We start from the raw sequence: 24,794 nt of genomic DNA on the forward strand, positions 1-24,794 counted from the left end.
GCTGGGGAAGGGCGGTGAGCCCTGGGCGAATCCTAGAATAATTCTTTTGTGAAACGCAATAATTGTGACGATCTTTGCATTGGAAACACTTTTTAAACCCTGCCACTCTTGTGTCCAGAACATCAATTATCCAGATTGATCAACAAGAGTTAATGTTCATGAAGCGAATTCCTTGTGTGCTGATGCGCGGCGGTACGTCAAAAGGCCCGGTGTTTCTCGCCTGGGATCTGCCGGTCGCCATCGCCGAACGTGACGAGTTGCTGATCAACCTGATGGGTTCCGGCCACGAACTGGAAATCGACGGCATCGGCGGCGGCAGCCCACAGACCAGCAAGGTGGCGATCGTCAGTCCATCGCTGCACCCGGAAGCCGACGTCGATTATCTGTTCGTTCAAGTCATGGTTTCCCAACGTCGGGTCGACACCGCGCCCAACTGCGGCAACATGCTCTGCGCCGTCGGCCCGTTCGCCATCGAGCAGGGGCTGGTCAAGGCTACCGGCGAGCTGACCCGGGTGCGCATTCGCAACCTCAATACCGGGACTTTCGTGAATTCCGACGTGCAAACCCCGAAAGGCAAGGTCAGCTACGAAGGCGACACCGCCATCGATGGCGTGCCCGGCACGGCCGCCCCGGTGCAACTGACCTTCCTCGATGCCGCGGGCAGCAAGACGGGGAAGCTCTTCCCGACCGGGCAACCCCTGGACATGATCGACGGCATTGCGGTGACCTGCATCGACATGGCCATGCCGATGCTGATCGTCGAGGCCAGCCAACTGGGCAAGCGCGGTGACGAAAGCCCCGCTGAACTGGATGCCGACAAGGCATTCATGCAGCGCCTGGAATCCTTGCGGCTCAAAGCCGGCCGGGCGATGGGCCTGGGTGACGTCAGCGACATGGTGATCCCCAAGCCAGTCCTGGTGTCGCCGGCCAAGTCTGGCGGGACCCTCCAGGTGCGCTACTTCATGCCCCACAGCTGTCACCGTGCCTTGGCAATCACCGGCTCCATCGGCCTGGCGACGGCTTGCGTGACCCACGGCAGTGTCGCGGCCAACCTGATCGGTGGCGGCAGCGCGCCTCGTTTGGAGCAGGTTCGCATCGAGCACCCTAGCGGCGGTATCGATGTCGTGTTGTCCTACACCGGCGAAACGGGTGAGACCATTCGAGCCTCGGTAGTACGCACCGCCCGCCGCCTTTTTTCAGGTTTTGTATACGCCACGGTTTCCCGGCGCCTGGCCGGTTAGCCAGGCAGACCTCGTCATTGCATCAGCGACTCAATAACAACAAGAGATCTGACATATGCTCGCTTTACTTGGCTTGGCCATGGTGGTGGTCTTCACCTTCCTGATAATGACCAAACGGCTGTCGCCCATCGTCGCCCTGACGGTGGTGCCGATCGTCTTTGCCGTGCTTGGCGGCTTTGGCGGGACCACCGGCAAGATGATGCTGGATGGCCTGAAGATGGTCGCTCCGTCAGCGGCACTGCTGTTGTTCGCGATCCTGTTTTTCGGCTTGATGATTGACGCCGGTCTGTTCGACCCGCTGATCCGCAAGATCCTCAAGCGGGTCAATGGCGACCCGATGAAGATCGCCGTGGGCACTGCGCTGTTGTCGCTGTTGGTGGCGCTGGACGGTGACGGCACGACGACGTACATGATCACCTGTGCCGCGATGCTGCCGCTGTATAAGCGCATCGGCATGAACCCGATGATTCTGGCGACCGTTTCCATGCTCTCCTTGAGCATCATGAGCGGCATGACCCCTTGGGGCGGCCCGGCGACCCGTGCCATCGCAGCCCTGGGCCTGGATGCCGGAGAGTACTTCGTGCCGTTGCTGCCGACCATGATCGGTGGGGCCGCATGGGTGGTGTTCACGGCGTTCCTGTTGGGCCGTGCCGAGCGCAAGCGCATCGGCAATGTCCAACTGCAAAGCGGCGGCGGTAACTGCTACATCAACGCGATCATGGAAGACACGCCTCACAAACGTCCGAAACTGGCCTACGTCAACCTGCTGTTGGTGGTCGCGGTGATGGTCGCGCTGGTGATGGGGCTCATGCACTCGGCGATCCTGTTCCTGATCGGTTTTGTCCTGGCGCTGATGATCAACTATCCGCAGCTGGATATTCAGAAGGAACGCATTCTCGCCCATTCGGGCAATGCCATGACCGTGGTCCTGCTGGTGTTTGCCGCGGGCATTTTCGCCGGGATTTTCTCCGGGACGAAAATGGTCGATGCGTTGGCGCAAACCCTGGTGGACTGGATTCCGCCGTCCTGGGGCCATCTGTTCCCATTGGTGGTGGCGATTACCAGCATGCCGCTGACGTTCGTGTTGTCCAACGATGCCTACTACTTCGGTGTCGTGCCGATCCTGGCTAACGCCGCGGCGGCCTACGGGATCGATCCGGTGGAAATTGCCCGGGCGTCCATTCTTGGCCAGCCGGTGCACCTGATGAGCCCACTGGTGGCCTCGACCCTGTTGCTGGTGGGCATGGTCGACCGCGACCTGGGCGACTTCCAGAAGGCCACCATCAAATGGGCGGTGCTCACCTCTCTGGTCATTACTGCATTGGCCCTGCTGACCGGGGCGCTGACGCTGTTCTCCTGATTCACCCGCACTTTTAGCTGTCTGCCTGATACGCCCCGCAAGGGGTGTGCGCCGGCCTGCACGCCCAATAACAACAACGAGTAGCTCGACATGACCACTTTGCTTACCCGCGGGGCTTTGTTTCCACTCCTTGGCCTGTTGCCCCTGGCCTCGGCCAGCGCCGAAGGTTTCATCGACGACAGCAAGCTCAAGCTGCAATTGCGCAACGTCTATTTCAACGAAAATTTCCGCGATGAGCACGGCATGAGCGCACGGGCGGCGAGGGCGGCCAAGAGTGAGCGCACCGAATGGGCCCAGGGTTTCCTGCTGGATTACCAGTCAGGCTTTACACCGGGCACGATCGGTTTCGGCGTCGATGCCCTGGGCCTGCTCGGGGTCAAGCTCGACTCCGGGCGTGGCCGCAGCGGCACCGGCCTGTTGCCAGTGCATGACGACGGTCGCGCCGCCGACGAGTTTGCCAGCGCGGGTATAGCCGCCAAGGCCCGGTTCGCCAAGACCACGCTCAAGCACGGCACCTTGCTGCCCAAGACCCCAGTGCTGATCTACAACGATGCGCGGCTGTTGCCCCAGACCTACCAAGGCACCCAGATCAGCAGCAATGACATCGATAACCTCACCCTCACCGGCGGGCATCTGGAGCGTTTCAAGCTGCGGGATTCGAGCGACAGCATGCCCATCGTGCCCGATGGCTACGGCGGCGATGAGTCCGGTGACTTCAGCTATGCTGGCGCCGATTACAAGCTGGGCAAGAACGTCCGCCTGAGCTACTTCTATGGCGAGCTGGAGAATTTCTATCGACAGAATTTTGCTGGCATCCAGCATGATCTGCCTTTGGGCGCCGGGGTACTGACCAGCGACCTGCGCTATTTCAACAGCGTCGATTCGGGTTCGGCCTACGGCGGCAAGATCGACAACGACATGCTCAGCGGGTCGCTGTCCTACGCCGTTGTCGGCCACACGTTGAGTGCCGGTTACCAGACCCTCAGCGGCGAGGCGGGCCTGCCTTACATCAGTGGCGCCACGGTGTATTCCTTCAGCAACGTCGGGATCGGCAAGTTCATCGAGGAAGACGAGAAGACCTGGATGCTCGGTTACGGCTACGACTTCGCGCGCCTCGGTGTGCCGGGCCTGACATTCTCCACCCGCTACCTGAGCGGTAACGACGGCAAGTCCAACACCACGGTCAAAGAGTGGGAACGTGACGCGGAGATCGCTTATGTGGTGCAGCAGGGCACGTTCAGGGGACTGGGGGTGAAGGTGCGAAACTACGTCTATCGCTCGGACTTTTCACGGGGGCGTGACAGTAATCGGATCTACTTCACCTACGACATCGCGCTTTGGTAGGGCGTGCAGTTCACTCAAGAAACAACGACGGACCTGTGGCGAGGGAGCTTGCTCCCGCTCGGCTGCGAAGCAGCCGTGAGCCGGCGGGTGAGGTGTGTCTGTGTTACGCGTTCGGCAGGTTTTGGGGCCGCTTCGCGACCCAGCGGGAGCAAGCTCCCTCGCCACGGATTTATCAGCGCTCTTAAGTGAACAGTACAACCTTTTGGTAGGATGCTTCGCGCGCCCCGTCACGCAGCGTTGGTGACGCAGGGCGCAAACCGTCGTCTCGTGTGACCGTACACCTTGGCGCCAATTATCTTTGGGCAAAGCCCTCGTCGAGGCCGCTGTGGATCGAAACCAAGACCGACGCAACAACCTTTCCCTGGATGGCCTGAATTTCTTCCTCGCGGATGTGCGCGATGGTTTGGGCCCGTACCTGGCGATCTACCTGTTGGCGGTGCATCGCTGGGACCCGGCCAGTATCGGCGTGGTGATGACGGTGGCGGCGATGGCCGGGCTCGTTGCCCAAGCGCCGGCTGGCGCGTTGATCGACCGGGTGCGCAGCAAACGTGCCGTGGTGGCCGTGGCGGCCTTGTTGGTGACGCTCGGTTGCCTGGTGCTGCCGTTCACGTCGTCCTTCGGCCTGGTGGCGTTGACCCAGGCACTCGGCGCGGTGGCGGCGTCGGTCTTCGCGCCGGCGATCGCGGCGATTTCCCTGGGCATTACCGGCGCCAAGGCCTTTACCCGGCGCACCGGGCGCAACGAAACATTCAACCACGCCGGCAATGCCTGCGCAGCGCTTCTGGCGGGTGGGTTCGCCTGGCTGTTCGGTCCCATCGCGGTGTTCTACCTGATGGCCGCCATGGCCTTGGCCAGCATCGTGGCGGTCAGTTGCGTGTCCGCCGAGGCCATCGACCATGACGTGGCCCGAGGGCTGGAGGCGGGGCAGGTGGTCCACGGCCCGGTACCTTCGGCGCTGCGGGTGTTGCTGGATAACCGCACGCTGCTGTTGTTCGCCATGTGCTGCGGGCTGTTCCACCTGGCGAACGCGGCGATGCTCCCCTTGGTCAGCCAGAAGCTGGCCCAGGCCAACGTGCACCTGGCCACGCCGCTGACGTCGGCCTGTATCGTTGCGGCGCAGCTGGTCATGGTGCCCATGGCGTGGCTGGTGGGGGTCAAGGCCGATGCCTGGGGCCGCAAGCCGTTGTTGCTGGCCGGCTTCCTGATCCTGCCCATCCGCGGTGTGCTGTATGTGCTTTCGGACGACCCCTACTGGTTGGTGGCGGTGCAACTGCTGGACGGTATCGGTGCCGGACTGTTTGGCGCGCTGTTTCCCTTGGTGGTGAAGGACCTGACCCAGGGCACCGGGCGTTTCAACGTCAGCCTCGGGGTGTTGTCGACGGTGTTCGGGCTGGGCGCCGCGTTGAGCAACAGCTTGGCCGGCTTCGTCGTGCAGGGGGCTGGCTACAGCGCTGCATTCCTGACCCTGGCAGCGATTGCCGCCTTGGCGTTCGGCCTGTTGCTGGCGATGCCCGAGACTTTCCGGCCAAGCCGCGCTTCACAGCCCGGCACGCTTGCGGTGCCTGACGGCGGGATTGCCTGAGACCGCGTATCACCCCTGTGGAGTGAGCTTGGCCCAATCAAAGTGGATGCAAGCTGACCCACCGCTTTCGCGAGCAAGCCCGCTCCCACAGGAGGACTTGCTTACCACAGGGGAAATCGAAACGCCCGGCAATCAGAGCCTGGGTACCGGCCGCTCCACCACGCTCCAATAGGACGACGTGTCGATGAGGCTCAACACGCGCCCTTGTTCCATGTCCTGGTTCAGCACGCCCCGGGTCAGATCGCCGGCCAACCAACTCGCCGTATTGGCGGCCAGTACTCGACCCTCGGCATTGAGCAACAGTGCTTCATTGCTGACTCTCATCAGGCTGCGAACGAGCAAAGGTTCCAATGAGTGCAGGGAGATGTCGGCGGCGGCGACGCCAATGAAGCGATCATCGAAAAAAATCGGCACGGAAAAGGCGACGATGTACTGCTCGGTGCCGTACAAGTCGACGAAAGGACCGTCTATGGAAGGCTGGCGAGTCTGCTGCGGACGGGTGTACCACGGCATGTGCAAGTAATCGTAGAAACGATCGCTACGGCTATCGAGATTCAGCTGCAAAGGCTGGATGTGTTCGTTCTGGGTCCGGCACCACCACTGCAGGTGCATCTCGCAATCTTCCAGTTCACCGGGGGCGAAGACCACGCCGGCGCCATGAAACTTGAGGCTTTCGGAATCGAGAATCTGTCGGACGCCAGCCAGCAATGGCTTGAGGTCGCGTTGATTGGGTCGCTTGGTCTTGCACCGTTGCCGTTCCCAAATGCTCGATACCTGGGCGCCCAGGTCGTTGAGACCCTTGAAGACGTTACCAATGGAAGCGTTGATCAACGTTGCGCATTGGGATAACCCATTTGCTGACATTTCGTTATCCATGGCTCTAACTCATGCCCCGGAAGGGACAGTGCGGTGTTGGCTGGCGACACGAACAGGCTGTCGGGTGGTGTTTGGAGTCAGTTGTTCAGCAAGTTCTGTTCCAGTCATCAGGCATCCTGCGCCATCTGCTGCAAGCGTATGGCGGTCAAGCGCCGGACGCCGCGAGCGACATGGGCTTCGGCCAGGGCCCCGGCCAGATTGGCATCGTTCGCAATAATGGCCTCCAGAATCGCCCGGTGTTCCCGCTCGATCACCTGGGGATCCGGTTGCTCATCAAATGGCAACCATAACAACTCCCCCAGTTCCGCCTGTAAGCGGGCCTCGCTGTGGGTCAGCCGCACCGACTGCGACGCCACGGCAATTTCGATGTGGAACCTGGCGTCGGCACGTCGGCGCTCCAGCCGTTCTTGTGCCTTGGCCAGCGCGTCGATGTAGCCACCCAGCCGCGCATGTTGCTCGGGCCCGGCACGTTGGGCTGCCAAGCGGGCGGCTGCGCCGGAAATGGCTGCGTGCTCATCGGCCAAGTCACGCAATTCAAGCGTGCTCATTTCACGCAGTTGATCGAACAAGGCTTGATCGGTGGTTTGTGGGGCGGCGCAGATAAAGCTGCCGCCGTTGCGCCCACGACGGGTTTCGATGACCCCGCGTTCTCGCAAGGCAGCCAACGCATCGCGCAGGGTGACCGTGGCGACGCCGAGTTGGGTGGCCAGGGTACTTTCGCTGGGGAGCTGTTCACCTTCGACCAGCAACCCCAGGTCAATCATTTCAACCAGGCGGCGGGTGACCGATTCCGTTTTCCCTTCCTGATTGAGGCGTATGAGGCTCGATGTAGGGCTCATGGTCGTTTCATTCATTGGCGGCGCCGTCGACGCCTGGACTCAAAAAAATTCTATTTCATAGTTCAAAGGCATTTTCAGCGGCCATTGGCGCGGAATTCTAGGGATGAAAAGGCGTTGAAGTCAAAACAACCTGCCGGAATTTGGTTTTCCTGGGGTTCTCATGGATTAAAAGATATGGTTCCATATGTTTAAGCAAACCGAGATCGCATTCATCCGAACCCAGGAGCACTTCAATCATGAGTCACTTGACCCGAGTAGAGTGGGAAGCCAGAGCCAAGGCGCTGGACATCGAGGGCCGTGCCTTTATCGACGGGCAGTACAGGCCTGCCAGTTCAGGCGCAACCTTCGAATGCGTGAGTCCTGTGGATGGGCGATTGTTGGGCCTGGTTGCAAGTTGCGATGCCGCGGACGCCGAGCTGGCCGTGACCAGCGCCCGGGCGGCATTCGACTCCGGCGCTTGGTCGCGTCAGGCACCGGCAGTGCGCAAGGCGGTCATGCTGCGTTTTTCCGACCTCTTGCAGTCCCATGCCGAAGAGCTGGCACTGCTGGAAACGCTGGACATGGGCAAACCGATCGCCGACTCGCTGGCGGTCGACCTGCCCGGCGCCATCGACAGCATTCGCTGGTGCGGTGAAGCCATCGACAAGATCTACGATGAGGTGGCCGCGACGGCGGTTGATCAGCTCGGGCTGGTGACGCGGGAGCCGGTCGGGGTGGTCGCTGCCATCGTGCCGTGGAATTTCCCATTGATGATGGCGTCCTGGAAATTGGGGCCGGCATTGGCGAGTGGTAATTCGGTGATTCTCAAGCCTTCGGAGCGTTCGCCGCTGACGGCCATTCGTATCGCGCAGCTTGCCCTGGAAGCAGGGTTGCCGGCCGGTGTGCTCAATGTGCTGCCAGGCTATGGGCACACGGTGGGCAAGGCCCTGGCCTTGCACGGTGACGTTGATGTGCTGGCGTTTACCGGTTCCACCCGAGTGGCCAAGCAACTTCTCGTATATGCAGGCGAGTCGAACATGAAGCGGGTCTGGCTGGAGGCGGGGGGGAAGAGTCCGAACATTGTCTTCGCCGATGCCCCTGATCTACAGGTAGCCGCCGAAGCGGCAGCGGCCGCCATAGCTTTCAATCAGGGCGAGGTGTGCACCGCCGGTTCACGTTTGCTCGTCCAGGCTTCCATCAAGGCGCGTTTCGTGCCGATGGTGGTCGAGGCCATGAAAAGCTGGAAGCCAGGCCATCCATTGGACCCCGACACCAATGTCGGTGCGCTGGTGGACGCACGTCACCTGGAAGGAGTGTTGCACCACATTCGGCAAGGACAGGATCAAGGCGCCCAGTTGTTGCTGGGAGGACGCGTGGCGCTGGAGGACAGCGGTGGCAGCTACGTGGAGCCGACGCTATTCGATAACGTCAGCAATTGGATGAACATTGCCCGGGAAGAGATTTTTGGCCCGGTGCTGTCGGTGATCGAGTTCGACGAAGCCGAGGATGCGGTGCGCATCGCCAACGACACGCCTTATGGGCTGGCGGCGGCCGTCTGGACGGCCAACCTGTCGCGCGCCCACACCATGGCCCGGGCTCTTCGCGCCGGAAGTGTCTGGGTCAACCTGTATGACGGCGGCGACATGATGGCGCCGTTCGGTGGCTACAAACAGTCCGGCAATGGCCGCGACAAATCCCTGCATGCTTTTGATAAATATACCGAGATCAAGGCCACCTGGATTCAGCTCTGAGGCATTTCCGGTGAACCACGTTACGGGCGGGATGGCTCTGCCTGCTTGACGCTTACTCAAACGAATTCCTTTTTGAAGGATGGCGCAATGAACAGCTCGATAAGCTCCACGGCAGCCGTGGACCAGGACGCGGAGCAACTCCGTGCCCTGGGGTACACCTCGAATTTCGAACGTAGCATGAGCCTCTGGCAGAACTTTGCCCTCGGGTTTACTTACTTATCGCCAGTGGTCGGCGTCTATACGTTGTTCGGCCTGTGCCTGGCAGCGGGCGGGCCGCCGATGTTCTGGTCCTACCTGCTGGTGGGGTTCGGGCAAATGCTGGTGTGTCTGATTTTTTGCGAAGTGGTGTCCCAGTACCCCATTTCCGGCGGTGTCTATCCGTGGGCTCGCCGCCTGGTGGGGAAAAAATGGGCCTGGATGGTCGGCTGGATCTACGCCATCTCTTTGTGCGTGACCATTGCTGCCGTAGCCTTGGGCGCTGGTCCCTACATTGCCAACCTGCTGGGTTTCGAGTCGTCGCCGGTCACTAATACCTTGGTTGCGCTGGTCCTGACCGCCGCCGCGACGGTCCTGAACCTGAGCGGCACCAAGCTGCTGGCGCGGGTGGCGATGTTCGGTTTTCTGTGTGAGCTGGTCGGGGCTTTGCTGATCGGCGGCTATTTGCTGGTTTTCGAGCGCCACCAGCCCTTGAGCGTGTTGTTCGACACGTTCGATATTTCCATCGATGGGGAGTACTGGCCGGCCTTCCTGGCCGCGTCACTGGCGGGAATGTTCCTCTACTATGGTTTTGAAGCCTGCGGCGATGTCGCCGAGGAAACGCCCAATCCTAGCCGCCAGGTCCCCAAGGCCATGCGAATGACGATCTGGATCGGCGGTGCTGCTTCGATCTTCGCCGCCCTGGCCTTGATCCTGGCCGTGCCTGATATTGCCGCCGTTGTTTCCGGGCAGGACAAGGATCCCATGGCCACGATATTTGGCGCGGCGTTCGGTCCGGTCATGTCCCGTGTGGTCATGGCGGTGATCACGGTCTCGTTCGTTTCCTGTGTGCTGAGCTTGCAGGCATCTGCCAGCCGCTTGTTGTATGCCTACGCTCGAGACGAAATGCTCATGGGCAGTGGTGTGCTGAAGAAACTCTCCCCGACGACCCATGTGCCGACTGCCGCCCTGATGGTCTGCGGGGTGCTGCCGGCAATCATCGTGTGTGTCGGCTTTTATCTTCAGAACGCCATCGCGCTGGTGGTGAGTTTTGCCGCCATCGGTATCTACCTGGCGTTCCAGATGATCGTCGGGGGAGTGATGTATGCCCGTCTCCGGGGCTGGACACCCAAGGGCCAGTTCACCTTGGGACGTTGGGGCTGGCCGGTGAACATCGCTGCGCTCTGCTATGGCTTGTTCGCCATCGTCAATATGTCCTGGCCGCGTACGCCAGATGCGCCTTGGTACGTGAACTACGGCATCGTGTTGGTCGGCGCCATCGTGATTCTCGTCGGCCTCGTCTACATGGTCGTGTTTCGTCCCTACGAGAAGGGTACCGCTCCGGCGTCCGATGCCTGGAAAAAAGCCTAGGAACATCACGGCCTGCCGCCGGGCGCGGCAGGCAAATTCCTCTGATGAGAAAAGGTGAACATTTTATGACGTCTCGAATCCACTCGATGCTGTTTGGGTTGCTCCTGATGCTGGCCAGCCATGGGGTTATGGCGGCCAGTCAAAACGATACCCTGGGCGTGATCCATGACTACATGAAGGCTTGGAACGCCCGTGATGCGGAGGCTGCGGCGAAGTACTTCGCCGAGGACGGTGAGTTTCTCGACGCCTCGGTGGGAACACCGCAGGTGGGCCGGGAAAATGCCAAGACCCAGGTGATCGAAGTGTTCATGCGCGCAGTGCCGGATCTGCAATGGACGATGCTGGGCGAGCCGATCGTCAACGGTGACAGCATTGCCTTCGAATGGGAGTTCAAGGGGCACAATACCGGGCCTTGGAGCACCGAGACGCCGGCCACCCAGCGCCCCCTCAGCTTCAAGGGGGTTAGTTTCATCCGGCTCAAGGAGGGCAAGATTCTCACGCAGCACGACTACTATGACGCCCTGGGTTTCAACAAGCAGCTCGGCTGGTAGATCAAGGTTCCCGTCGGGACAGCTGCAGCAGCAAACCTGGCTCGGCTCTCGTGGCCGAGAGCGTCCAGCCATGGGCCTGGGCGATTTCCTGGCAGATCGTCAAACCCAGGCCGGCGCCATGGTCGCGGCGATGGGCCCCGCGCCAGAAGCGCACGAACAGTTGGGGCAGTTGCTCCCGATCAACCCCGGGGCCCCAATCGCGTACGCGCAGGTAATCCCTGCCGATCTCCAGTCGAACCTCGGTGCCTCGAGGAGCATGTTGGAGGGCGTTTTCCAGCAGGTTCTTCAGCAACGTGAAGAGGGCGCTGCGATCAGCCTGCCAAGGGCCAACGCCCGTGCAATCCTCGGCCAGCACCAGGCGTACGTCGACGGCTTCGGCCATGCGCTGCAAATATTCGATGGCCTCCTTGGCGACGTCTGTCAGTTCGACGGCGGCAAAAATGTAGTTCTGGGCTTCACTGGCTTCGGTCAGGAGCAGCAGTTGCTGGGTTTGACGGGTCATGTGGGCCACATCGTTGAGGAGCGCATTGCGACCTTGGCTGTCTTCCATCAATTCGATCTGCGCCCGTATCAGTGCTAGCGGCGTCTTCAGTTCGTGCGCCGCGGTCGCCAGGAATTCCTGCTGGATCCGGTAGCCATTTTCCAGGCGCTGGAGGACCCGATTGAAGCTGTCCACCAGTGGCACGACTTCGGACGGCACGCGGTCGACCTGCAGCCGTGAATGCAGGGAGCGTGGCGAGATGGCCGCGGCTGACTCGGACACCTCGCGCAAGGGCTTGAGCGTGTAGCCGAGGATGACATAGGCGCAGGCGCCAAAGACGAAGAGCAGTAGCAGGCTGAACAGGACGATGCCGGCGCCCATGAAGGGCAACGCGAAGGCCCCATGGAAGAGGTCCATCAGCCGTTCGCTGGCGGCCAGTTGCAGGAACCAGGTCTGGCCGTCGTGTTCGACCGGCGCGGTGGCGCCATACATCAGGATGCCCTGGCGCTCGAACTTGAATTGTCCCAGCTCTTCCGGACGCACCGAGGTGCTCGCAGGCCAGAAAGTCGCATCGGTGGACGTCAGGGCCACGTTTGCCGAAAGGTCCAGCACGCGGTAGCCGATCTCCTGCCGCATGCTTTCATAGGTCCAGGCCCGATCGGCCTCACTGTGATCGAATCCCACCGGGCGCCCGCCAGCATCGAACTGGAGTTTTTCCGCCAGCTCCTGGGTGCGTTCGGCCATGTTCGTGACCGACAGGATGTCGCTCTGTGAGGTGGCCAGGGCCAACACCGCCGACACGATCAGCAGGATGCTCAGCGCCACGCCGGCAATGTAAGCCAGCAGCACCTTGAACCTGAGGCTATTCAACCACGTCGACCTGGCGCAGCGCATAACCAAGACCTCGCACGTTGACAATGCGTTGGCGCGAGCCGATGGCCAGCAGCTTGCGGCGGATACGGTGCAGGGCCACGTCCAGGGCGTTCGGCGTGACTGCTTCGCTCAAGCCCCAGCCTGCCGCCTCGATGTGGGGGCGGCGGACGATTTCACCGGGCTTGCGCAACAGCAGCAACATGATCTGCATTTCCGCCGGTGCCAGGGCGATGCTCTCGTCCGCGCAGTACAGCAGGCCTGTATCGGGTTGCAGGCTCAGGTCACCATGGCTGGGTGCGAGAGGACGACAGTCCACGGGCCTTCGTAGCAAGGCCCGTACACGGGCGATCATTTCATCCATGGCGAACGGCTTGGGCAGGTAGTCATCGGCACCGGCATCGAGCCCCTGTACCCGATCATGCAAGGCATCCCGTGCCGTCAGCACCAGACAAGGCAGGCCAAGCCCGGCGCTGCGCAGACGCTTCAACAAGACGAGCCCGTCACCGTCTGGCAAGCCGCGATCAAGGATCAACGCCTGGTAGGGCACCCGTTGGATGGCCGCCCACGCGCCATCCATGCGGTTGATCACATCGACGGCAATCCCGGCGTTCGTCAGTCCCGTGCAGACCAGCTGTGCCAAGCGTTCGTGGTCCTCGACCAGCAGAATGCGGCTCATCAGAAGCGGTACAGGTAGCCGAACAGCGCGCTGTTTTCGGTAGAACGGTCTACCAGCGGACTGTCCTTGATTTCGCTGTCCAGGCGCGTCGCCTTCAGGTCGAGGAACACAGAGTGGTGCTGATCGAACATATAGTTTCCCCGGACGCCAAACTCGGTATTGAGGGCAGACTTGCCATCATAGGCCGCGCGATCAATGCGCGCTTCACTGTCACGCACGCCAAAATAATAATCGACGTATTTTTTTTCCTGCCACATCGCCGTTGCATGGGGCGTGAGGGTGATGTGGTCGCCGAGCCGCCAGGATCGCTCCAGACCCAGGTTGAAACGTTGGCCGTCGCTATGGCCCGATGCATCCGCCAGCCACTCGGCGTGCACGTCCACCCAGTCGGTGCGCCACTGCACTTTGGCGCCGGCCCAGAAGCCGCTTTTACGGTCGCTCATGCCATCGAAGACCCGTGAGTCATCGGCATCATAACCACTGAAGTCGTACTGGCCCACGAGGCTGAAATCGATGTGCTGGGTGTCGTTGAGTTCGAGCTGTGTCAGCTTGACCTCGGCGTTTGGGCCGAACACCCGCAAGTATTCGTTCTCGAAGTAGATCAGCGGGATCGCCTTGTTGTCACGATCGATGCCGGTATAGGGCTGCTGGCTGCTGATTGCGCCGACTCCCAGCCCCCAGGACGAAGACGGTTCGGCGGTTTCAGGTTCAGCGGCCTGTGCGGCGATCGCCGAACTGGCTACGGCGAGCAGGACCACACTCGGGATTGTTGAAACGGCTAAGCGCAGCAAATGCATGGAGTGCTCCAACGGGACAGGATGAAATACGCGCCTATCGTTGAGCACTTTCCCTTACCGGATGCTTACCGTTATTTGTCGAAAGCCTGACCCTGATCAAGGCAAATCGAAATGCCCGCGTCATTGCCGTTATAAGTGCCAGGCAGCGCTCTATCAGGGGTGATGGCTATTTGGTATTGCGCTAAGATCGCGCCAAGTCAGCGTGTATAAAAGCCTTCCTACAACAAGTTCACGCGTCACTAATTCAATATGAAATGAGGCTTGAACGGAAATGCTCAGGAATGCACCGCTGCGTCTGAAACTTTTATTGATCCTGCTACTTCCCCTGTTGGGATTCTTGTCCTTGGCCGGCGTCTTTATCGTGGACAACTACAAGACCCTGCGCGATATGGACGCCACGGTCGCCGCCAGCGCCACGGCACAGAAGTTGAGTCAACTGATCACGGTATTGCAGCGCGAGCGCGGCGCCAGCGGGGTTTTCCTGGGCAGCGGCGGCAAGTCCATGGGCGAACGGATGGCCCTGGCGCGCCAGGATTCCAATGCCTCGGCCAAGGTGGTGCGCGGGTTGTCTGGGTCGGACAGTGCGCAATTGGACAATGTTCTCCAGGCACTGGACCAGTTGCCCGTCATTCGTGGGCAAGTGGATAAGTTGGGTATCAGCAGCACCGAATCCGGTGTTCGTTATACCGAGATCATTCAAGCGCTCATGGGCTATACCCACTCTTTGGAAGCGACGATCAACAACGCCGCCATTGTTCATGCGCTCAATGCCCTCAATCAGTTTATCGAGATGAAAGAGCGGGCCGGACGCGAACGGGTCGTGCTGGGCCTGGTATTCAGCCAGGATCGTTTCGATGAGACCTTGTTGTCGCGCTTTAGCCGCAATCTTGGTGAGTTCTCTGCGTATTCCGACGCGTTCCGCCGACAGGCCCAACCCGTCTTGCTTCAACAGTTCACCGAGCAGATGCTCAAGCCCGCTGCGGTCGAAGTCGGTAAGTTGCAGCGCCTGGCTTTCGAAGTGCCATTGGGCCAGTCCCTGGGCATCAAGCCAGAGGCCTGGTTTGAACTCTCCACTCAGCGCATCGATATGATGAGCCAGGTGGAAGACGCCCTCGGCCAAAGCATCAGCCGCTTGGCGATTCACGGCCGCGATGAAGCAAGTCGTGCGTTGTGGCTGACCGTCGCTGCGGTCGTCGTGGCGCTGCTGGCGGTGACGGCGTTGTCGTATGTGATCATCCGCCTGATCGATCTGGCGGTGCGCGATGTGAACCAGGCCCTGAACGGCCTGGCACAGCGTGACCTCACCGCCAGGGCCACCTATGAAGGCCGCGATGAGTTCGGCCAGATCTCGCGCAACCTCAATCGCATGGCGCAGGAGATCAGCGAGATCGTGCAGGAAATCGGCAACGCCACGGCGCAAGTGGCCACCGCCGCGCAAGAGTCTTCCACGGTGACGGTCCAGACCAGCATGAGTGTCGAGCAACAGCGCCAAGGCACCGAGCTGGTGGCCACGGCGATCAATCAGATGAGTGCCACGGTGCGCGAGGTGGCGCAAAGTACCAACGATGCGGCGCACATGTCGCAACAGGTCAACCTCAGCACGGCTCAAGGGCGCGTGGAAATCGAAAGCACCATCGGGCTGATCCGCCAATTGTCCGGGCAGGCCGAGGAGACCGCGCAAATCATTGGTGATCTCAAGCTGGAAAGCGATGCCATTTCCTCGGTGCTCGATGTGATTCGCGGCATTGCCGAACAGACCAATCTGTTGGCGCTCAATGCGGCGATTGAAGCGGCGCGGGCCGGTGACCATGGTCGCGGGTTTGCGGTGGTCGCGTCCGAAGTGCGCACCCTGGCGCAAAAGACCCAGGAGTCCACGGGCAACATTCAACAGATGATCAGCAACCTGCAGGCCGGTTCGGATCGCGCGGCCTTGTCCATGCGGCAGACCCTGGACAAGGCCCAGGACGGGGCGAGCAAAGTCGAGCGCGCGGGGGCGTTGCTGGTGGAGATCGCCGAGGGGGTGGCGACGATCAGCGACCGTAACATCCAGATCGCCTCCGCGGCCGAAGAGCAGAGCGCGGTGTCCGAAGACATCAATCGCAACGTGAACGAGATCAACGACCTGGTGATCCAGGTGAGTGCCGGCGCCGAGCAGACGGCCATCACCAGCCAGGAACTGGCGCGCCTGGCCGAGCACCAGCAACAGTTGGTCAATCGCTTCAAGGTCGCCTAGGTCTTGCAACCTCGGGCCTTCGACGCATGGCCCGGGTGTGCGCTCAGACGATATCGTCGATCAGGATATGGCGCTCGCCGCGGCTGCATTGCTCGATCCGCGCCTCGACCTTGTAGACCTTGCGCAGCATCGATTCGCTGATCACCTCGGCGCTCGGGCCGCTGCCCTGGGCAGTGCCGTCGGCGATGACCAGCACCTGGTCGGCAAAGCGCAGGGCCTGGTTCAGGTCATGGATGGCGATGAACACAATGACCTGGCGTTTGCGCGCCAGGGCCCGCATGAAGTTCAGCACCTGGACTTGCCGGTGCATGTCCAGGGCGCTGGTCGGTTCATCCATCAACAGGATTTCCGGTTCGCGCACCAGGGTCTGGGCGATCGACACCAGTTGCTGCTGTCCGCCGCTGAGCTCGCCGAGATTACGGAACGACAGTTCGGTGATGCCCAGCGCGGCGAGAATGTCATCCACCAACTCGAGCTCATCATCGTGGACGACCCAGCCCGGCGTAAGCTGCTTGCGCGCCAGCAGCACCGACTCGTACACCGTCAATCGGGCGCTGGCGTTCAAGCCCTGGGGCATGTAGCTGATGCCCTGCGGTCCCTTTTTCGAGTCCTCCAATACCACTTGCCCGGGGCCGTCGATCAAGCCAGCCATGCGCTTGAACAAAGTGGATTTGCCCGCCGCGTTGGGGCCGACCACCGCCACCACCTGGCCGCCGACAAAGGCTGCCGTGGTCACGCCGCGAATGACCGTGCGCTGGCCGTAGCGTGCGCCGAGATTCTCCAGCCGGATCGTTACCATGAGTTTTTCTTTCCGCCGAGAATCAAGGATATGAAGAAGGGCACGCCGATCAGCGACGTCACCACGCCGATGGGGAAAATGGCCCCGGGGATCAGGGTTTTGCTGATCACCGAACTGGCGGACAGAATCAGTGCGCCGGTCAGCAGGGACGCCGGCAGGAAGAACCGTTGGTCTTCACCGATCAGCATTCGTGCGATGTGCGGTCCGACCAGGCCGATGAAGCCGATGGTGCCGACAAAGGCCACCGGGAACGAGGCGAGCAGGCTGACCATGATCAGCGTCTGAAAACGCAGGCTGCGCACGTTGATGCCGAAACTCGCGGCCTTGTCGTCTCCCAGGCGTAGCGCGGTCAAGGCCCAGGCACGCCGGGCGAAAATCGGCAGGGTGACCAGGATCACCAGGCAGATCACCCCGAGCTTGGGCCAGGTGGCTTTGGTCAGGCTGCCCATCGTCCAGAACACCACGGCGGCCACGGCTTGCTCGGTGGCAAAGAACTGCACCAGCGCCAGCAGCGCGTTGAAGGTGAACACCAGGGCGATGCCGAGCAGCACGATGGTCTCGGCGGTGACACCGCGGCGCAGGCTCAGGAAGTGGATCAGCAAGGCCGACAGCATGGCCATGATGAACGCGTTCAGCGGCACCATGTACTGCGCCGCCAACGGGAACAAGGCCACGCCAAACGCCAGGCCCATGGCCGCACCGAAACTGGCGGCGGCGGAAATGCCCAGGGTGAACGGACTGGCCAGCGGGTTGTTGAGGATCGTCTGCATCTGCGCGCCGGCCAGGGACAACGCCGCACCGACCGCAACGGCCATCAGCGCCACGGGCAGGCGGATATCCCACATCACCACGCGGACCTGGGGCGATGCGCTGTCCGGTGAAAACAGCGCGCCGAGCACTTCGTCGAGGCTGTAGCGCGCCGGCCCGAGGGCCAGGTCAAGCAGCACGCTGCAGATCAGCAGCAGCGCGAGGCCACCAAGGATAAGGCGCTTGCGCAGCACCAGGCGTCGGTAGGTGTCACGTTGCATCACCAGGGTTTCGTTCAGCGTGGTCATGGCTTGTCCTCGGCCTGGCGCAGGCTGACGGCGTAGCCCGGTTCATAAGGGACCGGCAGGAACTGCTCGTGCAATTGGCGGAACGAGGCGTCCGGGTCCAGGTCGGCAAACAACGTCGGGTGAAACCATTTGGCCAATTGCTGGATGGCGACGAACTGATAGGGGCTGTTGTAGAACTGGTGCCAGATGGCGTGGAACGCCTGGTCGTCCTGAGCCTTGATGCCGGCATAGGCCGGCCGCTGGGTGTACCACGCCAGTTTTTGCCTGGCTTGGGCCATGTCCGCCCCCGGGCCGACGCCGACCCAATGGCCGCCAGGGGCAAAGGCTTCCCAGTTGGCACTGGTGACCACCACCTGCGCCGGGTTGGCGACCACCACTTGTTCGGCGTTCAACTGGCCGAACGTGGTGGGGATGATGCCTTTGGCAATGTTGTCGCCACCGGCCATTTCGACGAACAGGCCGAAGTTCTCGTTGCCGAAGCTCAGGCAGCAATCATCGGTGTAGCCGCCGATGCGTTCGATGAAGACCTTTGGCCGGGCCGGGTGGCGCGCCTCGATGACGTCGGTGACGCGTCGAATCTGCTGGTTGCGAAAGTCGATGAACGCCTCGGCCCGGGCTTGCTTACCGAACAATTGGCCGAACAGGCGCATGGTCGGCTCGGTGTTCTGCATCGGGTTGTTGCGAAAGTCGACATAGACCACCGGGATGCCCAAGGCGTCGAGCTTTTCGATGTAACGCGCGTCCTCGGTGGCGTGCTGGGCTTCGATATTGAGGATGATCACATCCGGACGCTGGGAAATCGCCTGCTCGATGTCGAAGGTGCCGTCCTCGAATCCGCCGAAGGTCGGGATCTTGGCGATGTCGGGATATTTGCGCAGGTAGGCGCCGTAGGTGTCCGGATCGGACTGGATCAGGTCCTTGCGCCAACCAACGATACGTTCGATGGGGTTTTGCGTGTCCAGCGCCGCCACCAGGTACAACTGGCGACCTTCGCCGAGGATCACCCGCCGGACCGGGAGGTGCACCTTGACCTGGCGCCCGAGCAGATCGGTCACACTGCCCAGGGCCGGATCCGTCTCGGCGGCGACAGCGTTGCGTGGCGCCAGGGAAAACAACGACAAGCCGAGCCACCCGGCGAACAGCAGGGTGGCGAGCGTGTGATGACGCAAAACGGTAACCATGGTTCAGGCCTTTACAGAAGCCGACCGGGACAACGGCGCAAACCGCCAGCCCGGCCCGCGGGTTTCAGAAATCAACGGTGGCGGACAACAGCAGCGTGCGCGGTGCGCCTTGGGAAAACGCACCATAGGAGGCGACCCCTGACCAGTAGGCGCGGTCAAACACGTTCTGCACCGTGGCGCGAAAAGTCGTGGGCCGCTCGGCGATGCGCGTGGCATAGCGGGCGCCGACATCGAAGCGGGTCCAGGCATCCAGTGCCTGGGTGTTGGCCTGGTCGACGTACTGGCTGGCGGTGAAGATCGCGCCACTGGTCCACGTCAGCCCTTCGATGCCCGGAGTGTCCCACTCGGCCCAGAGGTTGGCCTGGACCTTGGGCACGCCCACCGGTGTGTTGCCGCGATTGGCGGCCACGGCAGTGCGGGTCAGCTCCCCATCGAGCAGCGTCACGCCACCGAGCAGGCGCGTGCCTCGGGCCACCTCGCCGGACAGGTTCAGTTCCACGCCACGGTTGCGTTGCTGGGCCTGGACCGAAAACACCCTGTTCGACAATTCACCGCTGGGCTTCTTGATCTGGAACAGCGCCAGCGTGGCCATGAAACGGTCGTAGTCGAGCTTGATACCGATCTCCTGCTGGCGGGAGATGTAGGGTGAGAAAACCTCATCCGCATTGGTTGCAGCGGACGGCGGAATGTCGCCCTTGCTCAGGCCTTCGATGTAGTTGTAGTACAGCGCGACATGGTCCCAGGGCTTGGCAACGATACCGAACAGCGGCGTGGTTTTGCTTTTGTCGTAGGACGGGATGACAACGGTGGTGCTGAAGTTTTCCGACTGGACGTTCTGCCTGCGCAGCCCGAGGGTGACTTGCAGGCGTTCATCGAGCACTGACAGGGTGTCGGCCAGGGCAACGCCGGACAATTGGCTCTCGGAGACTTTCGGGGTGTTGGGTTCGGCGAGGTTGGGCCGGGGCCGGTCGATCGGGTGATAGATGTTCGAGAGGATGGCGGGGCCGGAAATAATGCCCCGGGACAACTCGTCGCGATAACGGCTGACTTGCAGCACCGCACGGTGGCTGACCGGCCCGGTGTCGAAGCCCAGGCGCGCGCCGGCGTCGACGGTGTAGCGCCGGACCTTGAATTGGTAATAGCCGGGATCTGATGACGTGTCGCCGGCCGCGTTGATGATGGTCGGGGTCTGGTCGGACATGCGCTCGACCTCGGATTTTCCGCCGCCGGCGTGGGCAAACAGCATCAGTTGGTCGCTGAGGTCATATTCGCCACTCAGCAACGCCGACTTGTCCCGGGTTTGGGAGCGGCCCCAATCCTGGCTGACACTGGTCCGGCCGTTGGCGGCCGAGGGAATCTGCACGCCGGGGGCGATCCTGAAGGGCCGCGATGCGGCGTCGAAGGCTTCCTTTTGATTGATCAGGTCCAGGCTCGTGCGCAGGCGATCCCCTTGATAATCCAGGGAGATGGCGCCAGTACCGACCTCTCGGGACTGCTTGTCGATGGCCGTGTCGCCCTGCTGCAGGCTGCCGTTGAACCTGATCCCGAACCGGCGCTCTTCACCAAAACGCCGGCTGACGTCGAGGTGGCCGCCCAGTTGCGAATCCGTGGCGTAGCGGCTGGTGAATCGGGTCAGGTCCTCGTCGAGGGCGCGCTTGGGGACCACGTTGATCACGCCGCCCACGGCGCTGTTGGGTGACATGCCATACAGCAGGGCGGCAGGCCCCTTGACCAGTTCGATACGCTCGGCGTAATCGGTGAACACCCGGTAGTTGGACGCCACGCCATACACACCGTCGAACGCCAACTCACCGAGATTGCCTTCCCCCAGCGGCAAACCGCGGATGAAGAACGAGTCGACAATGCCGCCCGCCTGGCCAGTGGCGCGCACGGAAGCATCGCGCTCCAGCAAATCGCCCACGGTGACCGCCTGTTGATCGTTGATCATCGTCGAGGTGTAGCTGCTGACGCTGAACGGCGCATCCATCACATCGGCGTTGCCCAGCAGGCCGAGGCGTGCGCCGCGGGCGACCTGGCCGCTGGCGTCGGTGGGTGGCAAGTCGGTATTGGGTCTGCCGGCGGCACCGACGTTGATCTCCGGCAGGGACACTTGGCGCAGCACCAGGGTGTAGCTGCCATCGTCGCGGGCAATCATCTCCACGCCGCTGTCACCCAGCAGGCGTGTGAGCGCTTGCGCGGCCGGATAAGTCCCGGACAGTCCCGGGCTGAGCAGCCCCTCGGTGATCGACGGCTGGAACGACAAGGCAATGCCAGCGGTGATCGCAAAGCTCGACAGGGCGGCGCCGAGCGGCCCGGGGGCGATGTCATAGGCCCGGGGGGCAATGGCTTCCAGTTGCGCGGGCACGGCGGCCAAGGCGAACGACCCGGTGACCGTGCCCAAGGCAAGGCTCAACAGCACACTGCGCATGACGAGCTTGGACGGACGATCCGAATGCAGGGGCCGTGCAACGAGCATGGATGGATGACCCTATGGACGAGATGAAATGGTTATTCCTTTCTTTGCCAGTTGAGATCAAAAAAAGTATCACCAAGGGCAGCAATTTTTTTTGCGGGGTCAGGCAGGGGAGAGCGTCACCCAATAACCGCTCAAATGGCCGCTGACCAGGATCGGGTAGGTTTGCGCCAGCATATTGAGCGTGCGCTGGGTATCGCTGATGGGAAAGGCACCGGAAACCCGCAGTCCGGCAATGGCCGGGTCGCAACGCACGAAGCCCCGGCGATAGCGGGCCAGCTCGGCGACGAAGTCCGCCAGGCGCATCTTGTCGGCCATCAGCATGCCTTGGGTCCAGGCACCGACGTTGCGGTCTGCCGGGCTCAACGGGCCGAAGGCCTGTGCCGAGAAATCAGTGCGCTGCCCGGCGTTGACAACGAGCGGCGCGGCCTGGCGAGCATCGGCCAATTCAATCCGCACAGCGCCTTCGAGTACCGCCAGATGGGTGGTCGATGGCAGTTGGCGCACGGTGAACCGCGTGCCCAGGGCCTGCATCCGCCCCTCACGAGTACTGACCAGGAACGGTCGCGCCTGGGGTGAAGCATCCGGCGCGGTCTGCACCAGGATTTCCCCTTCGCGCACCTGGATGAGCCGCTGCCGGGTGTCGAACAGCACGTCGATGGCCGTGTCGGTATTGAGGGTGATGTGGGAACCGTCGGCCAGGGTCAGCTCGCGACGCTCGCCCACGGCGGTGCGATAGTCGGCGGACCATTGCTGCGATTGCGCCAGTTTCCAACTGCCCCAACCGGCAGGCACCACGGCCAGCAGCAACGCCAGTTTGCCAAGGGCCGTGCGTCGTTCGGGGCTGCTCGGGCGATCCAGCGCCGACATCGCCAGCGAGCGTGGCAAGCCGCCGAGCTTGCCTTGCAGCACTTGCGCCCGGGACCAGGCTCGGCCGCGCTCGGGGCTGCTGGCCCTCCAGCATTCCCACTCGGCGCGCTCGCTGTCGCTGAGGTCGCGCTCACTCAAGCGCATCAGCCACTCAGCGGCTTCTTCGAGGACCTTGGGATCGAGCGGCGGCTCATGACGTCGGGTGAGCATTCATTCCACCAGCATCAGGCACTGCACGAACGCCTGCTTCATGTAGCGCTTGACCGTGATTAGCGAGACGTCCAGCTGTTGGGCGATGTCGTCGTATTTCAGGCCGCCGATCTGCGACAGCAGGAAGGCCCGTTTGACCGGCGCCGGCAGCGTGTCGAGCATGGCGTCGATTTCGTGCAGGGTTTCCAGCACCAAAAAGCGCAATTCAGGAGACGGTACTTCCTGGGCCGGCAAATGCGCGAGCGCGTCCAGGTAGGCGCGTTCCAGGGCCTTGCGCTGATACCAGTTGATGAGAATGCCCTTGGCGACGCAGCTCAGGTAGGCCCGGGGCTGGTCAATGACGGTGACTTGGGAGGCGAGAATGCGCGTGAAGGTGTCTTGGGCCAAGTCTGCTGCATCCATGGCGTTGCCCAGTTTCTTCTTCAACGTGGCGTACAGCCAGCCATGATGGCCGGCGTACAGCGCTTCGATCACGCGCAGATGATGGTCGTTGTTCGCGGGCAGGGTTTCGCTCATGGCTGCGTTTTTTTGCAATTGAGAAGTATTCCCAATGCTAAAGGACAACTTGTCCGGGACGCAAGCGGCATTCGACAACCCTGCTTCAGGTAGGCGACGGGTTTATCGGCCAGTATCGCAACGCGACGACGGGAATCAGTGCCAACCCATAAGCCAGGCAAACGAACAGGTAGGTGTACTGCAAGCCGTAGACCTGGCTGAGCAACCCACCGGCGGAAATGCCCGCGATCGACGCGAATTGGGCGGTGCCCTGGGCAATGCCCAGCACATGGCCTTGTCGCGAGCTGTCGGCGGATTTCGAGATCAGCGCCATCAGCACCGGCGTGGTGGCGCCCAGCAGCACCCCCCAGATGAAGTAGGCGACGACAAAAACGATGGCGTTGCGCGTAGTCCCTGCCAGGGCGGTCAGGGCGATGCAACCGAGCACGACATAGAGAATGCGGTGCAAGGTGTCCTGCTGGGTACGGTGCTCGAAATAGCGCGACCAGGCCGTGGCCGAGAGGATGAAACCCAGCGCCAGCAAGCCGTAGCAGAGACCGACCACCGAATTGCTGACGTCGAATACCGAGCTTACGTACAAGGAGAATGACGTCTGCGGCAGCATCCGCGCCAACAGCAGGATGCCCATGACGCACAGCAACGACAGCAACGGTGTGCCTTGCCAGACGCTGTCGGTACGACGGGTCGCCGCCGGGGCTTGGCCGGTCGCGGATTTCGTCACCGGTGGCACGTCCGGCAAGGTCATCGCGGCGACCACCGTGCACACCGCGCACAAGGCCGAGGCAATGATGTTGATCCAGAAGAACGTGGCGTAGTCGAGGATCAGGCCGCCGACCACCGCGCCGAGCAATGAGCCGACGTTGGTGGATATCTGCAGGATCGCAAACAGCCGCGCCCGTCGTGACGGGGCTTCGATGCTGACGCCGTAGGCCTGCGCCGGGGCGATGTAACCGGCAAAGGCGCCTTGCAGGAAACGCAGGATCAGGATGACCCAGATGTCACTGCTCAGCGCCAGCCCGAGCTGGGTCAGCGACAAGCCCGCCAGGGCGCGGATCATCATCAGCTTATGGCCGTAGCGATCACCGATACGGCCCCAGAAGGCGCTGGTCAGGATGATGCCCAGCATTGGCCCGACATACACGGCGATGCTGGCGAAGCTGAAAACCGACTCCGACGACGTCAGCCCGCGCAGGTGCACCGGCCAGAACGGCCCGCTCATTTCCATCGCGCCCATGGAGATAAGCTGGATCGCGAACAGAAGGGAAACCAGGATTCTGACGTTCGAACCCTGGAGGGCACCTGCGTGGGACATGACTCGACCTCGGTGGTTAATCGCTGGCAAGCGGGTGGGTGTGCTGCGGGCGATGACTCGGTCGGCAAGATGCCCGGCTGCACGAAAGGTTGCAAGGCGTCGATAGCGCAACAGCGGCTGTGTGCCCGAGCGTTCGGGTGCCGCCTGAAAAAATAACCGCCGGGGGGTGATACTTTTCCGCAGGTCGACTGGCAATAGGAGTGATTACCATTTTCTCTCGTCGGAAAGG

General features: G+C 61.9%; 20 protein-coding genes. 8 read left to right on the forward strand and 12 right to left on the reverse strand.

Features of this window, described 5'->3' with window-relative positions; genetic code table 11:
• The first annotated feature begins 158 nt into the window (after positions 1 to 158).
• The 4 genes from J3P85_RS11535 to J3P85_RS11550 all read left to right on the forward strand — a co-directional run bounded on the left by J3P85_RS11535 (position 159) and on the right by J3P85_RS11550 (position 5,527).
• Complete coding sequence (locus J3P85_RS11535) at positions 159 to 1,241, forward strand: 4-oxalomesaconate tautomerase (protein WP_434705873.1); 1,083 nt, start codon at positions 159 to 161, stop codon at positions 1,239 to 1,241.
• 55 nt (positions 1,242 to 1,296) lie between these two features.
• On the forward strand, positions 1,297 to 2,601 hold the full coding sequence (locus J3P85_RS11540) for a CitMHS family transporter (RefSeq protein WP_186705833.1): 1,305 nt from the start codon (positions 1,297 to 1,299) through the stop codon (positions 2,599 to 2,601).
• Positions 2,602 to 2,691: 90 nt separating this feature from the next.
• The gene (locus tag J3P85_RS11545; RefSeq protein ID WP_434705874.1) at positions 2,692 to 3,945 is read left to right on the forward strand and encodes an OprD family porin; all 1,254 of its coding nucleotides are present in this window, start codon (positions 2,692 to 2,694) and stop codon (positions 3,943 to 3,945) included.
• 325 nt (positions 3,946 to 4,270) lie between these two features.
• Entirely contained in the window at positions 4,271 to 5,527 is a 1,257-nt protein-coding gene (locus J3P85_RS11550) for an MFS transporter (protein WP_434705875.1), read from the forward strand.
• A gap of 132 nt (positions 5,528 to 5,659) precedes the next feature.
• On the opposite strand, the gene J3P85_RS11555 is transcribed toward J3P85_RS11550, so the two are convergent.
• Both J3P85_RS11555 and J3P85_RS11560 read right to left on the reverse strand, forming a co-directional pair.
• Positions 5,660 to 6,403, reverse strand: coding sequence for a PDC sensor domain-containing protein (locus J3P85_RS11555; protein ID WP_434705876.1), 744 nt, complete (start codon positions 6,401 to 6,403; stop codon positions 5,660 to 5,662).
• Positions 6,404 to 6,510: 107 nt separating this feature from the next.
• On the reverse strand, positions 6,511 to 7,242 hold the full coding sequence (locus J3P85_RS11560) for a FadR/GntR family transcriptional regulator (protein ID WP_186705837.1): 732 nt from the start codon (positions 7,240 to 7,242) through the stop codon (positions 6,511 to 6,513).
• 236 nt (positions 7,243 to 7,478) lie between these two features.
• On the opposite strand from J3P85_RS11560, the gene J3P85_RS11565 reads away from it, so the two are divergent.
• From J3P85_RS11565 to J3P85_RS11575, 3 genes are all read left to right on the forward strand, one after another.
• On the forward strand, positions 7,479 to 8,972 hold the full coding sequence (locus J3P85_RS11565; RefSeq protein ID WP_434705877.1) for an aldehyde dehydrogenase: 1,494 nt from the start codon (positions 7,479 to 7,481) through the stop codon (positions 8,970 to 8,972).
• An 87-nt stretch (positions 8,973 to 9,059) separates the two neighbouring features.
• Complete coding sequence (locus tag J3P85_RS11570) at positions 9,060 to 10,538, forward strand: APC family permease (protein WP_434705878.1); 1,479 nt, start codon at positions 9,060 to 9,062, stop codon at positions 10,536 to 10,538.
• 86 nt (positions 10,539 to 10,624) lie between these two features.
• The gene (locus J3P85_RS11575) at positions 10,625 to 11,089 is read left to right on the forward strand and encodes an ester cyclase (RefSeq protein ID WP_434706357.1); all 465 of its coding nucleotides are present in this window, start codon (positions 10,625 to 10,627) and stop codon (positions 11,087 to 11,089) included.
• A gap of 1 nt (position 11,090) precedes the next feature.
• Here the strand turns inward: J3P85_RS11575 and J3P85_RS11580 are convergent, their stop codons facing one another.
• The 3 genes from J3P85_RS11580 to J3P85_RS11590 are packed head-to-tail and all read right to left on the reverse strand — an operon-like array spanning position 11,091 to position 13,916.
• Positions 11,091 to 12,440, reverse strand: coding sequence for a sensor histidine kinase (locus tag J3P85_RS11580; RefSeq protein ID WP_434705879.1), 1,350 nt, complete (start codon positions 12,438 to 12,440; stop codon positions 11,091 to 11,093).
• Complete coding sequence (locus J3P85_RS11585) at positions 12,433 to 13,119, reverse strand: response regulator transcription factor (protein WP_186705841.1); 687 nt, start codon at positions 13,117 to 13,119, stop codon at positions 12,433 to 12,435. Before J3P85_RS11585 ends, J3P85_RS11580 begins: the two co-directional genes overlap by 8 nt.
• On the reverse strand, positions 13,119 to 13,916 hold the full coding sequence (locus J3P85_RS11590) for a MipA/OmpV family protein (RefSeq protein WP_434705880.1): 798 nt from the start codon (positions 13,914 to 13,916) through the stop codon (positions 13,119 to 13,121). The genes J3P85_RS11585 and J3P85_RS11590 overlap by 1 nt, the downstream gene beginning before the upstream one ends.
• A 271-nt stretch (positions 13,917 to 14,187) precedes the next feature.
• Here J3P85_RS11590 and J3P85_RS11595 point away from each other — a divergent pair, with 271 nt between their 5' ends.
• A complete protein-coding gene (locus tag J3P85_RS11595) occupies positions 14,188 to 16,149 on the forward strand; it encodes a methyl-accepting chemotaxis protein (RefSeq protein ID WP_434705881.1) in 1,962 nt (653 codons plus the stop codon).
• A gap of 43 nt (positions 16,150 to 16,192) precedes the next feature.
• Here J3P85_RS11595 and J3P85_RS11600 read toward each other — a convergent pair whose 3' ends face one another.
• From J3P85_RS11600 to J3P85_RS11630, 7 genes are all read right to left on the reverse strand, one after another.
• Positions 16,193 to 16,948 (reverse strand): ABC transporter ATP-binding protein, encoded by a 756-nt coding sequence (locus tag J3P85_RS11600; protein WP_434705882.1) that lies wholly within the window; start codon positions 16,946 to 16,948, stop codon positions 16,193 to 16,195.
• Positions 16,942 to 18,003: a FecCD family ABC transporter permease gene (locus J3P85_RS11605; protein WP_411384946.1), complete on the reverse strand. Its 1,062-nt coding sequence runs from the start codon at positions 18,001 to 18,003 to the stop codon at positions 16,942 to 16,944. Before J3P85_RS11605 ends, J3P85_RS11600 begins: the two co-directional genes overlap by 7 nt.
• Entirely contained in the window at positions 18,000 to 19,184 is a 1,185-nt protein-coding gene (locus J3P85_RS11610; protein WP_186705846.1) for an ABC transporter substrate-binding protein, read from the reverse strand. The genes J3P85_RS11605 and J3P85_RS11610 overlap by 4 nt, the downstream gene beginning before the upstream one ends.
• A gap of 64 nt (positions 19,185 to 19,248) precedes the next feature.
• Positions 19,249 to 21,660, reverse strand: a complete 2,412-nt coding sequence (locus tag J3P85_RS11615) for a TonB-dependent siderophore receptor (protein ID WP_434705883.1) — start codon at positions 21,658 to 21,660, stop codon at positions 19,249 to 19,251.
• Between the two features lie 99 nt (positions 21,661 to 21,759).
• Positions 21,760 to 22,737, reverse strand: a complete 978-nt coding sequence (locus J3P85_RS11620) for a FecR domain-containing protein (protein ID WP_434705884.1) — start codon at positions 22,735 to 22,737, stop codon at positions 21,760 to 21,762.
• Entirely contained in the window at positions 22,738 to 23,253 is a 516-nt protein-coding gene (locus J3P85_RS11625) for a sigma-70 family RNA polymerase sigma factor (RefSeq protein WP_434705885.1), read from the reverse strand. It lies immediately after the preceding gene.
• Positions 23,254 to 23,338: 85 nt separating this feature from the next.
• Positions 23,339 to 24,565 (reverse strand): MFS transporter, encoded by a 1,227-nt coding sequence (locus J3P85_RS11630; RefSeq protein WP_434705886.1) that lies wholly within the window; start codon positions 24,563 to 24,565, stop codon positions 23,339 to 23,341.
• Between the last annotated feature and the right edge of the window lie 229 nt (positions 24,566 to 24,794).

The sequence above is a fragment of the Pseudomonas sp. Z1-12 genome (genome assembly GCF_051132015.1).
Lineage (GTDB): Bacteria > Pseudomonadota > Gammaproteobacteria > Pseudomonadales > Pseudomonadaceae > Aquipseudomonas > Aquipseudomonas zanjanensis.